This is a genomic window from Frigoribacterium sp. 9N, assembly GCF_902506305.1.
GTDB lineage: Bacteria > Actinomycetota > Actinomycetes > Actinomycetales > Microbacteriaceae > Frigoribacterium.
In genome coordinates this window covers 2,214,653-2,226,985 of the sequence record NZ_LR733392.1, presented here as the reverse complement: position 1 = coordinate 2,226,985, position 12,333 = coordinate 2,214,653, and the positions used below count along the sequence as shown (strand labels likewise).

11 protein-coding genes and 2 pseudogenes are annotated in these 12,333 nt (G+C 74.1%); 5 read left to right on the top strand and 8 right to left on the bottom strand.

What is annotated here, in order from left to right:
- Positions 1–88: 88 nt before the first annotated feature.
- Positions 89–1,258, top strand: coding sequence for a flagellar hook protein FlgE (locus ARTHRO9V_RS13480; protein WP_056043669.1), 1,170 nt, complete (start codon positions 89–91; stop codon positions 1,256–1,258).
- Between the two features lie 142 nt (positions 1,259–1,400).
- On the opposite strand, the gene ARTHRO9V_RS13475 is transcribed toward ARTHRO9V_RS13480, so the two are convergent.
- The 3 genes from ARTHRO9V_RS13475 to ARTHRO9V_RS13465 all read right to left on the bottom strand — a co-directional run bounded on the left by ARTHRO9V_RS13475 (position 1,401) and on the right by ARTHRO9V_RS13465 (position 4,237).
- A complete protein-coding gene (locus tag ARTHRO9V_RS13475) occupies positions 1,401–2,771 on the bottom strand; it encodes a reverse transcriptase family protein (protein WP_201298946.1) in 1,371 nt (456 codons plus the stop codon).
- Positions 2,772–3,230: 459 nt separating this feature from the next.
- Positions 3,231–3,500, bottom strand: coding sequence for a DUF4190 domain-containing protein (locus ARTHRO9V_RS13470; protein WP_054146307.1), 270 nt, complete (start codon positions 3,498–3,500; stop codon positions 3,231–3,233).
- Between the two features lie 113 nt (positions 3,501–3,613).
- Positions 3,614–4,237, bottom strand: a complete 624-nt coding sequence (locus ARTHRO9V_RS13465; protein WP_370516210.1) for a YitT family protein — start codon at positions 4,235–4,237, stop codon at positions 3,614–3,616.
- Between the two features lie 1,092 nt (positions 4,238–5,329).
- Between ARTHRO9V_RS13465 and ARTHRO9V_RS13460 the strand changes: the two genes are divergently transcribed.
- Positions 5,330–5,578 (top strand): DUF4287 domain-containing protein, encoded by a 249-nt coding sequence (locus tag ARTHRO9V_RS13460; RefSeq protein WP_159827878.1) that lies wholly within the window; start codon positions 5,330–5,332, stop codon positions 5,576–5,578.
- A gap of 45 nt (positions 5,579–5,623) precedes the next feature.
- Here ARTHRO9V_RS13460 and ARTHRO9V_RS15840 read toward each other — a convergent pair.
- Positions 5,624–5,734: pseudogene (locus ARTHRO9V_RS15840) on the bottom strand (DivIVA domain-containing protein); the annotation flags it as partial.
- A gap of 45 nt (positions 5,735–5,779) precedes the next feature.
- Positions 5,780–5,860 (bottom strand): annotated as a pseudogene (locus ARTHRO9V_RS15905) (DivIVA domain-containing protein); the annotation flags it as partial.
- 105 nt (positions 5,861–5,965) lie between these two features.
- Between ARTHRO9V_RS15905 and ARTHRO9V_RS13450 the strand changes: the two are divergent.
- A complete protein-coding gene (locus ARTHRO9V_RS13450) occupies positions 5,966–6,496 on the top strand; it encodes an SRPBCC family protein (RefSeq protein ID WP_159827876.1) in 531 nt (176 codons plus the stop codon).
- Between the two features lie 69 nt (positions 6,497–6,565).
- On the opposite strand, the gene ARTHRO9V_RS13445 is transcribed toward ARTHRO9V_RS13450, so the two are convergent.
- A complete protein-coding gene (locus tag ARTHRO9V_RS13445; protein ID WP_159827873.1) occupies positions 6,566–7,507 on the bottom strand; it encodes a hypothetical protein in 942 nt (313 codons plus the stop codon).
- Between the two features lie 131 nt (positions 7,508–7,638).
- On the opposite strand from ARTHRO9V_RS13445, the gene ARTHRO9V_RS13440 reads away from it, so the two are divergent.
- Together ARTHRO9V_RS13440 and ARTHRO9V_RS13435 are read left to right on the top strand one after the other, a co-directional pair.
- Complete coding sequence (locus ARTHRO9V_RS13440) at positions 7,639–8,307, top strand: response regulator transcription factor (RefSeq protein ID WP_123571233.1); 669 nt, start codon at positions 7,639–7,641, stop codon at positions 8,305–8,307.
- A complete protein-coding gene (locus ARTHRO9V_RS13435; RefSeq protein ID WP_236557053.1) occupies positions 8,304–10,013 on the top strand; it encodes a HAMP domain-containing sensor histidine kinase in 1,710 nt (569 codons plus the stop codon). Before ARTHRO9V_RS13440 ends, ARTHRO9V_RS13435 begins: the two co-directional genes overlap by 4 nt.
- 180 nt (positions 10,014–10,193) lie before the next feature.
- Here the strand turns inward: ARTHRO9V_RS13435 and ARTHRO9V_RS13430 are convergent, their stop codons facing one another.
- Together ARTHRO9V_RS13430 and ARTHRO9V_RS13425 are read right to left on the bottom strand one after the other, a co-directional pair.
- Complete coding sequence (locus ARTHRO9V_RS13430; RefSeq protein WP_056043339.1) at positions 10,194–11,174, bottom strand: NAD-dependent epimerase/dehydratase family protein; 981 nt, start codon at positions 11,172–11,174, stop codon at positions 10,194–10,196.
- Between the two features lie 142 nt (positions 11,175–11,316).
- Positions 11,317–12,282, bottom strand: coding sequence for a copper homeostasis protein CutC (locus ARTHRO9V_RS13425; RefSeq protein WP_236557052.1), 966 nt, complete (start codon positions 12,280–12,282; stop codon positions 11,317–11,319).
- Positions 12,283–12,333: the final 51 nt, after the last annotated feature.

Here is a 12,333-nt window from a genome sequence, read left to right as displayed (position 1 = left end):
CCTCGAACCACACCGGGAGCAGGACGCGACCGGCACCACCCGCGCAGGACGCGCCTCCAGATCTCTCCCCAGCTGAAAGGCAGCACCCATGCTCCGCTCCCTCTACTCCGGCATCTCGGGCCTCCGCTCGCACCAGACGATGCTCGACGTCACCGGCAACAACATCGCCAACGTCAACACCGCCGGCTTCAAGTCGTCGACCACCCAGTTCCAGGACACGCTGTCGCAGATCACGCAGGGCGCCGGCGGCCCGCAGACCGGCATCGGCGGCACGAACCCCGCCCAGATCGGCCTCGGCGTGCAGGTCGCCGGCATCTCGACGAACTTCGCCCAGGGGTCGGCTCAGGCCACGGGCAAGGCGACCGACCTGATGATCTCGGGCGACGGCTTCTTCGTCACCCGCCTCGGCAACGACACCGTCTACACCCGCTCGGGCGCCTTCGACTTCGACGCCGACGGCCGTCTCGTGTCGTCCGACGGCAAGATCGTGCAGGGCTACTCGGCCACGAACGGCGTCATCAACGACGGAGGCGCGCTCGGCGACATCACGCTGCCCCTGAACGCGGCGGCCCCCGCGACGGCGACCTCGAGCGCCACGGTCGGCGGCAACCTGCCGAGCGAGTCGGCGGTCGGCGACAAGATCGTCCGCGACACCAAGGTGTTCGACGCCAACGGCCTCGAGCGCACCCTGACGCTCACCTTCACCCGCACGACGGCCGGCTGGGACGCCTCCGCGACCGACGGCAACGGAGGCGCCACGGCCTCGCTGGCCTTCGCCGACGGCAAGCAGGCGGGCGCGGCGTCGCTGCGACTCAACGGCGTCACCGTCGACCTGTCCGGCATCACCGGGTTCGCGGCGCTGAACACGACGTCGATCACCGAGCAGAACGGCCGTGCGGCCGGCACGTTGCAGGGCTTCTCGCTGTCGAAGGACGGCACCCTGATGGGCCAGTTCAGCAACGGTTCGACGGTCGGCCTCGGCCGCGTCGTCCTCGCGACCTTCACGAACCCCGGCGGCCTCGAGAAGGAGGGCAACTCGGGCTACCGCGCCACCGCCAACTCGGGTGCCGCGACCGTCGGCGCCCCCGGCTCGCCCGGCATCGGCTCGCTCTCCAGCGGCTCGCTCGAGATGTCGAACGTCGACCTGTCGCAGGAGTTCACCAACCTGATCGTCGCCCAGCGCGGCTTCCAGGCCAACGCCCGCATCATCACCACCTCGGACGAGGTGCTGCAGGAGCTCACCAACCTTAAGCGCTAGTCGGCCGGCTGCCCACGGCAGCCCGCCGCACCCTCTGCACCGCGTTCCGTGCACCACACCCGATCTCGTCGCGGTGCGGTGCACGGAACGCGGTGCGTTCGTCGCCAGGAGGCGCGGCGCCGGTCAGGAGGCGCGGCGCCGGTCACCGGGGGACGCGCGCGAAGGCGGCGCGCAGCCGGGCCCCGCGCCCGGGGTTCAGCTGCTCGACCCAGCCGATGCGCCCCCAGAGCTGAGCGGCGAAGTCCGGGTGCCCGGCCCGGTTCTGCGCCTCGAGCCCGGTGGTGGCGGCGTTGTGCAGCACGGCCCGCAGCCGGTCGTACTCGGAGCGCACCGTGTTCGTGCCCGCGTTGACCACCACGCCGGTGACGACCTGTCGCGTGGCCGCTCCGCGCACCCGGGTCTTCGTCGGGTTCAGCAGGTGTCCCTCGTCGCCGACGATGCGTCCGACGCCCCGCACGAACGCGTCGGCCCGCCCCGCCAGCGTGCCGTCGCCGCTGAACGCCAGGTCGTCGGCGTACCGCGTGTAGGTCGCTCCCGCGGCCCGGGCGTAGCCGGCGAGCCGCGAGTCGAGCCTCCGGACCGCGACGTTCGCGAGGGTCGGCGAGGTCGGGGCTCCCTGGGCGAGGTGGGCGGCCGAGAGCGCGTGCCGCAGGGCGAACCGCTGCTCGGGGCTGCCGCCCGGCGGCATGCGCGACAGCACGCCCGGCGGCACGGAGGTCGTGCAGAGCCCGGTGAGCACGTGGGCGACGGCGTCCGGCAGGCCCTCGCGGCGCAGGGCACCGAACACCTGCCCGGCGGTGACCCGGGCGAAGAACGAGGTCAGGTCGAGGGCGATGACGACCTCCCGGCCGACGTGTCGTCGGGCGCCGGTGACGGCGCTGCGCCCCGGGACGAAGCCGTGCGCCGCGTCGTGCAGCGGCACCGCCGCCAGCACCTCGTCGAGCACGACGCGGTGCAGGTCGCGCAGGCGGAACCCGGGCACCTCGAGCAGCCGCGGCGTGCGTCCGGGTCGTGCTCGCCACTCGTACCGGTGGTGCTGCAGCGGACCTCGCTCGATCCGGCGGTTCCACCGGCCGGGGTCGGCGAACCAGTCGAGCTCGCCCACGGTCAGGTGCAGCAGTCGGGCGACGTCGGCCACGGTGCCCAGGCGCAGGAGGCGCGGGTCGGCCGAGCGCGCCTCCTGCGTCACGGGCACGTGGTGGACGATGCGCAGGGGCCGGCCGCGCCTCCTGGCCTCGGTCACCGCCTCGGTGAAGGCCGGATCGCGGCGGATGAGGGCGGTGAGCGTGCGGGGGTCGTCGTGCGGTGCCCGGGGCAGGGCGCGGACGAGGTCGCGGGCGAGCGGACGCCAGAACCTGGCCGGCCCGTCGACGGCCTCGCCTGCGGCGGCGGCCAGTGCACCCACGGTCCACTCGGCCGCGAGCAGGGCGTCGGCGAGGGCGGTCGCGACGGCATCGGGGGCCGGGTCGGGCTCGTGGGCGCCCACGGCGGACGCGGGGGAGTGGGCGGTCACCCGGTTGTCGTCCGACCGCCGGCCGCGCGGGTCGCGGTCGGGTGCCGCCGGGGCGGGTGCGGAGTCCGTGTCGGGGGTGACCCGCCTGCGTCCGCGGCGGGTGCGGTGGGGTGGCTGCGGCGGTGCCTCGGCGACTCGTGCATCGGTGCGGGCCGCGAGCCGCGCGGAGCGCGGTCACCGGCCTGCGGAGCGGTGCCGTGGTCGATCTGCGTGCCCCGGGGTGGCCCCGGAGAGGACGGCACAGCGCGTGTGCCCTCCACCTCGCCGAGACACCGTCGCATGCCCACACGCTAACGGCGACCCCCGACGACCGCGATCCCCCGCAGGGCTGAGCCCCCCGCTGGGCTGAGCCCCGTGCGTGGTCGGGCCCACGGGCCCGCGACGCGAAGGAGGCGCGGTGCCTGCTCTGCAGACACCGCGCCTCCTGTGCTCCCCGGCTCGTGCGCCGGGCCGATAGACCTAGTAGGTCTGGACCTGTGCCATGCCGGCGCTGAACGCCGAGATGCCGATGATGATGCCGCCGACGAGGAAGACGGCGCTGAGGATCACGCCGGCCAGGGCGAGGCCGTGGCCGCGCTCGCCGGTCTTCTTGATCTGCGACAGGGCGATCAGGCTGACGATGAGGCCGGCGAGGCTGAAGACGAAGGCCAGGATGAACCCGACGATCGCGAGGACGTTGTAGCCCGCGGCGGTGCCGGCGGACTGGGGCATGGCGGTGTTGTTGGACATGGGACTCCTAGGTGGTGTGACGTCCGGGGACGTGCAAGAAGAAAGTGACCGCTTCGAGACGAGAATGCCTCAAACAGACCGGTCGTGCACGGAAGTCTGGCAGAAAGGTGTGATCACGTGTGTCCGACGTACCGGCCGGCCTTGTGGTTCATCGCCAGCACGAGGTTCAACACGACGGCGCCGAGGGCCGAGAGCAGCACGATCCACGGCGAGACGACGGTCAACGAGGTCAGCACGATGACCACGTCGAAGCCCATCTGGACGTAACCGGCGCGCAGCCCGGCGCGTTCCTGCAGTACCAGGGCGAGGATGTTGATCCCGCCGAGGCTGGCCCCGTGCCGGAACAGGATGAGCAGGCCGACGCCGACGAGCAGGTTGCCGGCGAGGGTGCCGTAGATCGGGTTGATCCCGTCGATGTCGAACATCAGCGGGTGCAGGTACGAGAAGGCGGACAGCATGACGACGGTCAACACCGTGCGCAGGGTGAACGGCCAGCCCTTCTTCCACACGGCGAGCGCGAAGAACGGCACGTTGACGAGGACGAACAGCACGCCGAAGGTCCAGCCCGTGGCGTAGCTCGTCAGCAGGGCGAGACCGGCCGTGCCGCCCGACACGGCCCCGCTGGTCTTGAGCAGGAAGAGTCCGAACGAGGCGAGGAAGACACCGGTCACGACGCCCATCACGTTCTCGGCGAGCGTGTGTTTGTTGACGTCGATGGTCTCGATCGAGCCGGTCAGGGCGGGGTCGTCGATGCCGTGCCGGGCGGGGGCTGCGGCGTCCGGGGTCGCGGCGTCCGGCAGGCCTGCCGGGGAGGACTCGGGGGCGGGCCCGTCGTCGCTGCCGACGGCGTTCCGCTCGGAGCTCGCGGCGGGCGCGTCGGTCGGCGGGGTGGGGCGGTCGGAGCCGTCCTCGGTGTCGCCGGAGTCCGTCTTCGGGCCGCCCTTCTCGCCGGGGCCGTGGCCCGGGCCACCCTTCGGTCCGCCAGCCATCGGGCCGCCGGCGGCGGGGCCGCCCTCCGGTGCCTCGGGCAGGGCCTTCCCGTCGGGGCCGGTGCCGGGGGTCGGCATGGCCTTCCCGTCGGGCCCGGTGCCGGGGGTCGGCAGCGCTTCGCCGTCGGGGCCGACGCCCGGGGTCGGCAGGGCTTCGCCGTCGGGCCCGGTGCCCTCGGCCGGAGTGCTCTCGTCCGAGTCGCCGCCCGCAGCAGGCGGAGTCGGCGCGTCGGTGGGTGCACCGGTGGCGTCGTCGGAGCCTCGTCCTCCCGGCCCCTGGCGTGAGCCGTCGGCCTGGTCCGCCGCGTCGTCCCGGCCCGGCGTCGCGCTCGAGGAGGCGCTGGTCGAGCTCCCGGCGTTCGACACCGCGACGGCGGTGCTGGTCCCGACCAGGGCGAGGCCGGCCGCCGCGATGCCGATGCCGACGAGCAGGCCCTTCCTCGGGCGCCGTCGCGGGGTCGACCCGGCTCGGAACGCGCTGCCGTCCGTGGGCAGTTCGCGGGTGCGCTGGTCGTCGGCGACGATCGGGGTGGTCGGGGCCGTGGGCTGGCCCGACGGCCGGGCCGGCAGCTCGGTCGTCGCACGGGCGTCCTGGTCCTCGTCCTCACGACGCAGTCGCTCGGCCCACGCATCGTCCTGCGCGGGGGTGTTCTCGTCGCGACGGTCGTCGTCGCGACCGTCGGGGGTGATGTCCTTCGCCATGGTGTCTCCAGATGTCGGGTGCCGGGCGAGCCGCGGTGCGGCTGGCGGTCGGGGCGTTCCCTCCGGCAGACACCACTCTCGGAACCGAATCTGAAGCGGGGCTTAAGTCGCGTCGACACCGACTGCTACCGTCACGGCATGTCCGAGCGACGCGTCCTGGCACCCGAACCGCCCGCCGACGGCCAGACCGTCAAAGGGCCGGCGTCGTACTTCCCGAGCATCGAGCGCACCTACGGGCGGCCGGTCCAGGCGTGGCTCGACCTGGTCGACGAGCGTCTCGACGAGCACGCGCACATGCAGGTGGTGTCGTGGCTCAAATCCGAACACGGCCTGGGCCACGGGCACGCCAACGCGATCGTCGCGTACGTGCGCCACGCCCGCGGCTGACGCGTCGTCGGGACGCGGTCAGCGACCCCCGGCGGACTGTCGTCCCCTGAGCTCGACGACGACCTGGTCCAGGAAGTCGTCGACCTCATCCTGGTCGTAGCCTTCCCTGAACCTCGTCGGTCGGAACCTGGCGGCCACGACGTCCACGTCCGCCAGGAGGCCGACGGTGGTCCCCTGCTCGTAGGCCGCGAGGGTGGCCCGGATGCGCTCGAGGAACGGGTCAACGTCCTCCATCGCGTAGCCGTCGCGGAAGCGGGTCGGGGTGAATCTCTTCTCGGTCACGTCTCGTGCGAGCACGTCGCTCCTCGGGGTCGGGTGTCGACAGGTCTGTCCTGATCTTTCCACGCCGGTGGTCGCCCGGACGTCCGGAGGTGCGACGATGAGCCCATGCCCGTCGTCGAGTCCCGGTGTGTCGTTCCCGTCGACGTGCGCGTCGCCTTCGCGGTGTCGCAGACCCAGGGGGAGGCGCGCAAGCGGTGGGACCCCTTCATCCGTGGGCAGTACCTCGTCGGCGGAGCGACCCGGGCCGCCAAGGGGGTCCGGACGTTCACCGTGCAGCGTTTCGGGTTCCGGATGGAGAGCGAGTACGTCTCGTACAACCCACCGACGAACGTCGGCATGAAGATGACGAAAGGGTCGTGGTTCTTCGCGCGCATGGGCGGGGGATGGCGGTTCAGCGAGGTCGACGGCGACCCGAGCTCGACCGAGGCCGTCTGGCGCTACAACTTCTCGTGCAAGCCGGCGTGGCTGGCGCCCGTGGCCGAGCGCATCGGCGCCGTCCTCCTGCAGCGCGACATCGACCGACGCATCCGCGGTTTCGCCCGGGGCTGCGTCGATCCGTTCGTCCTCGCCCACCTCGACCCCGACCTCGGCGGCGCCGGTGACCCGGCCCGCACCGCGCCTCCGGCCCTTCCGTAGAACCCGCTCACCGACGGTCCAGCGGCGCCTCCCCGCATCGATCCGTCTCGGTGGCTCGGCACGGACGAGTCAGGTGTCGGTGGGACCGAATGCCGGTGCCGGGTCGGGCTCGTGCGCGTGCCGCAGGACGTCGCGAAGGCGTCGCGTCAGCTCGCCGCCCGCGAGGCGCGCCTCGCGCCCGTCTTCACCGCCACCCTCGCCGCTGCCGCCGAGTCGGTGGACGGCGGCGAGGTCGAGGTCGATGAGCCCCTCGACCACTTCCTGGAGCGAGTTGGTCACGGCCTGGAGCTGGTCGAAGGGCACGACGAACCACGGATCGCGTCGGGCACCGACCTGGGCGTCCTGCCCGAGGGCCCAGGCCGTCCAGCCGATCCGGCGTGCTCCGACACCAGAGGCCCGAACCGGGTCGAACCGCGGACCCGGCGCATCGCGAGCGGCGCGGGCTGCGCGACGCGACCACGCGAGGGCCTCGTCGTGCGAGAAGCCGGAGTCCCACGGTGAGGCGAGGGCGTAGTCGGCGGCGGTGTTCAGGGCAGCCGACATCATCAGCAGGTCCTGGGTCGAGAGGGCGATGACGATCTCCCTCGACCCGCCGATCGGACCTTCGCCTCGATCGTCGGCGAGCAGGAGTTCGAGGGCGCCGTCGGCATCGACGCGTCGCAGTACGGGGATGCTGCGCGGCCGCCAGATGAGGGGGAGCCAGTCCGTGTCGCTTGCGACGGTCTCGCGTGGAGGGATCGGAGGCTGCCGCCGCTGGAACGGCCACCAGCCCGGGGAACTCGGACCGGTCGGGAGGGTCGGGGCACCAGAGGGCGGCCCCTCACGCTCGGCGATGACGAGGAGGAACAACCACAGGGCGACCAGGAAGAGCCCGAACGCCGCCAACCCCACGGTCAGGTAGGCCGACGGCCACCGGGCCGAGATCGGCCCTCCGAGCCAGAACGCGAGCAGCGACAGCCCCAGCAGCACGCCGCCCGCGACGAGTTGCCGTCGTCGGCGCTGTCTCCCCATGCGCCGACCCTAGCGGCAGGCCGAGCCCGTCTGCGGTCCACCCCTGGTGGCAGTCCGCGACCACGCGACCCACACCGCACCCCCAGCCCGTCCATAGCCTCCGCCCACCGACCGGCCCTACCGTTCCGAGGATGCTCAGCCCCGCCCGTGTCCTCGTGATCGACGACGACGAGACCATCCGCACCGCCGTCGTCACCGCACTGGGCGCCGAGGGCTTCGCCGTGCACGGTCTCGCGGACGGCTCCGACCTGTCCGAACAGCTGAAGGCGTTCGTGCCCGACCTCGTCGTGCTCGACTGGATGCTCCCCGGGGCGAGCGGCATCCGGCTCGCGGGCACGATCCGCACCTCGTCCGACGCGGCGGTCGTCATGCTGACCGCCCGCGACGAGGTCGACGACCGGCTGCGCGGCTTCTCCGAGGGCGTCGACGACTACGTGGTCAAGCCCTTCGCCGTCGCCGAACTGATCGCGCGCGTCACGGCCGTCCTCCGCCGCCGCGGCCGCATCCCGTCGGTGATCGAGATCGGCGACCTCGTCGTCGACCCCGAGGCGGCCCGCATCACGCGGGGCGGCGAACCGCTCGACCTCACCGCGACCGAGTTCCGCCTGCTCGGCTTCCTCGCCGAGAGCCGCGGACGCACCGTCTCGAAGACCCAGATCCTCACCCAGGTCTGGGGCTACGACGACTACGACCCCAACCTCGTCGAGGTGCACCTCAGCGCCCTGCGCCGCAAGATGGAGACCCGGGGCCCCCGCCTGATCCACACCGTCCGTGGCCTCGGCTACCGGATGAGCGCGTGAGGCGCCCCCGCCGTCCCGCGGCGCTCTCGACGGGACACCACCCACGAGGAGGCGCGGTGCCGGCCCCCGAGACCGCCACCCCCGGGCTGCGTACCGGCTCGTTGCGCGTCCGCACGGTCGTCGCCGTGCTGCTGCTGCTGGCCGTCCTGCTGGCGGCGCTCGCCGTGACGGTCGAGCTCACGCTCGGCCAGAGGCTCCGCGCCCAGGTCGTCGACCGGCTGTCGGACCGCGCCGCGGCCGCCGCCGCCCTGGTCGGCACGGTCGACGGCGACGAGCTCGCCGACCGGCTCTCGGCCCAGGGGCTCTCGGTCGTCATCCGTGACGCCGACGGCGACGCCATCGTCGCCGGCCCGAGCCCCGACCAGCTGCGCGAGGGCCCGCCCTCGCTCGGCGACGGCCCCGGACGCGGCGGCCCGGCCTCGGGGCTCGACGACGGACCAGGAGGCGCGGGCGCCGGCAGCCCGGACGGCACCGGCACCGGCACCGGTACCGATGAGGCCGGCACCGACTCCCCGAGCGGCACCGACACCGGGGACGCGACCGGCACCTCCTCGTCCCACGCGGTCACGGTCACTTCGTCCGAGGTGCGGAGCGACGACGAGGTGACCACGCTCGTCTCGCAGCTCAGCGACGGGTCGACGATCACCCTGACCACGGACTCGCGGTCGGTGGGCGAGACCCTGGTGCAGCTGCGCTGGGTGATGATCGGCGCCTCCGCGGCGTTCCTGCTGATCGCGGCGGTCGGCCTCGCCCTCGTCGTGCGGGCCACCCTGCGGCCGCTCGACCGGATGACCGGCGTCGCCCGGTCGATCGCACACGGCGACCGGGGACGACGCCTGCGGCCGGCCCGACGCGACACCGAGATCGGCCGGGTCGCCGTCGCCTTCGACGAGATGCTCGACGGCGTCGAAGGGGCCGAGCGGGCCGCGCTCGACGCCGAGACGCGGGTGCGCGCGTTCGTGTCGGACGCCGCCCACGAGCTGCGCACCCCCGTCGCCGGGATGCGCGCCGCGGCCGACACCCTCGTGCGGTCGCCCGGCACGGCCGACGAACGCGAGCGGCTGGCGACGCACGTGGTGCGCGAGGCCGAGCGCGCCTCCCGGTTGATCGACGACATGCTGCTGATGGCCCGCGTCGACCAGGGCATCTCGCTGGACGTCGCACCCGTCGACCTCGGGGCGTCGCTGCTCGCCGACGTCGAGCGTCAGCGGCTGCGACGGCCGTCGCTCGACCTGCGCGTCCTGCTGCCCGACGGCCCGGTCGTGGTGGCGGCCGACGCGGGTCGGGTCTCGCAGATCGTCGGCAACCTGGTCGACAACGCCGCCCGGGCGACGGGGGGCACGGGGCGGGTGACGCTCTGGCTCGACGCATCGCGTACCGACGAGGTCGCGGTGCTCGTGTCCGACGACGGCCCGGGCGTGCCCACGCGCGACCGCGAGCGGGTGTTCGACCGGCTGGTGCGGCTGGACGAGGCCCGACGGTCCGGGGACGGAGGCGCGGGCCTGGGGCTGCCCATCGCCCGCGGTCTGGCCCGCGCCCACGGCGGCGATCTGGTCTGCGAGCCTCCCGGGGTCGGCCGGCCCGGCGCGGTGTTCCGGCTGACGCTGCCCGTCGCCGTGCGTGCGGTCCGGGCCGGATCGGAGGCGGCTGCGGCTGGTGCCCCGACGGCCGCGGCCGCGCCCGCGCTGCGTCGCACCGTCCACTGACCGTCGCACCGCCCACATCGGCGGTGTGACGTTCAGCCGGCGGTGCCTAGGGGGGCCGGTGGCCCGGCCCGGTGGCCCGGTGGCCCGGTGGCCCGGCCCGCTGGCCCGGCCCGGTGGCCCGGCCCGGTGGCCCGGTGGCCCGGCCCCGGGCCGGGCCGGGGGTCGGGACCCGAGTCCGGGCTAGAGCGCGACGAGCCGCTCGTAGGCGTCGTCGACCCAGGGGTCGACCGTGCGCCGGGAGGCGTCGGCGTCGTGCCACGCGACGATCTGGCGGGCTCCCTCGGCGAAGGGGACCCGCGCCTCCCACCCGGGCACCAACGCGCGGATCTTCGACGTGTCGAACACGGCGGGGTGGCTGCGGTCGCCGCAGAGGTCGGCCGTCCACTCGGGCACCTCGTCGGTCAGGACCTGCGTCGTGCGGTGGACGACGTGCAGCGACGCCCCCGCGGCGTCGGCGAGGTCGCGCGCGATCATGTTCCAGGTGAGCAGCTCGGGCGACATGATGTGGAACGCCTCGCCCAGGGCGCCGGGGTGCCCGAGCAATCCGACGAACGCGCGGGCGAAGTCGCTCGAGTGGGTCAGCGCCCAGAGCGAGGTGCCGTCGCCGTGCAGCACGACCGCGTCCCCGCGGCGCATGCGCTCGATCGGGGTCCAGCCGCCGAGCAACGGCACGTGCGTCTCGTCGTAGGTGTGCGACGGACGGACCACGGTCGCCTGCACCCGCCCCGCGAGGTGCTCGTCGCGCAACAGGCGCTCGCAGGCGATCTTGTCGCGCGAGTACGACCACCACGGGTTGAAGAGCGGCGTCGCCTCGGTGATCGGCAGCGTCACCGGGGGCTTCTGGTAGGCCGACGCCGAACCGATGAAGACGTACTGGTCGGTGAGCGGGGCCACCACGCGCAGCATCGAGGCGAGCTGGTCGGGCGTGAAGGTGAGGAAGTCGGCCACCGAGTCGAAGCGACGCCCGTCCAGGGCGGCGACCAGCGCCTCCTCGTCCCGGACGTCGGCGACGAGCTGCTCGACGCCCGCGGGCACGGGCCGGATCGTGGTGCTGCCGCGGTTGAGCACGGTCACGGCCAGGCCGTCGCGCAGGGCCTGCCGCACCACCGAGGCGCTGATCTGCCCGGTGCCGCCGATCACGAGGAGGGACGTCGATGTCATCGCTCCACTGTGCACCCCCGCGACCGGGGGCGGTCGCCGAGGTGGGCAGGAGTCGGGCAGGAGGCGCGGGTCGGGACCCTGGGGAGGAGGCGCGGGTCGGGATCCCGGGACGGGCCCCGTCGGCGTCGCGGCGGCCGCCGGATCAGGCCTGGTCGAGGGCGTGACGGGCGGCGCGGACCAGGTCGTGGTCGGTCTCGAACCACGAGTCGGTCGACGCCTCGGTGCCGAGCGACACGGTCGTCCCCGACCGGGACGAGGAGGCGCGCACGGCCCGCGCCCGCTTCGCCGAGAGGTGGACGGCGTCGACCCCCGCGGCCACGAGCGCCGGGACGTCGCCGAGCTGAACGCCGCCCCCGGCCATCACCTGCACGTCGCCCGCGACCTCGACGAGGCGCGGCAGCACCCCCGACGCCAGACCCGCCCCGACCGTGGAGGAGCCGCCCGACGTCAGCACGCGCGTGACGCCCAGCCCCGCCAGGGCCGTCACCGCCGCGACGGGGTCCGCCGCACGGTCCACGACCCGGTGGACGGTGATCTCCAGTGGGCGCGGCTCCAGCGTGCGCGGCTCGAGCGTGCGCGGCTCGAGCGGGAGCGACTCCAGCGTGCGCCGCTCGAGTGGTGAGACCCCGGGAACCCGCGCAGACCCCACGCCGCGCGGAGGGACCTCGGCGACGTCCTGCGGTCCGGCGACCCGGTGCCGAGATGCGGCGGCGTCGAGCGCGGCTTCGACGAACCAGCGGAGGGCGTCGACGTCCAGCGAGCCGTCCTCGCGCAGCGCGCCCACGACGACGCCGGCCACGCCCGAGCGCACCAGCGCCCGGATCTCGCGCACCATCACGTCGAGCTCGTCCGCGTCGTACGCGAACCCGCCGGGCCGGCACCGCACCAGCGCGTGCACGGGAACGCCCGTCGCGACGGCCGCCTCGACGAGGCCCTGCGACGGGGTGACGCCGCCGAGCTCGAGGGCGCTGCAGAGTTCGACCCGGTCGGCTCCGCCGTCGCGGGCCGTGACGGCCCCGGCGGCGCTCGTCACCGCGATCTCGAGCGCGGGCCGCCGGCGGGCGGACGTGTCGGCGGATGAGGAGGCGCGGGTCGCGTCGTTCGTCATGTCACGACCCTAGGCGAGCGGCTCGACGGGCCCATGCCGGGCCGGGCATGG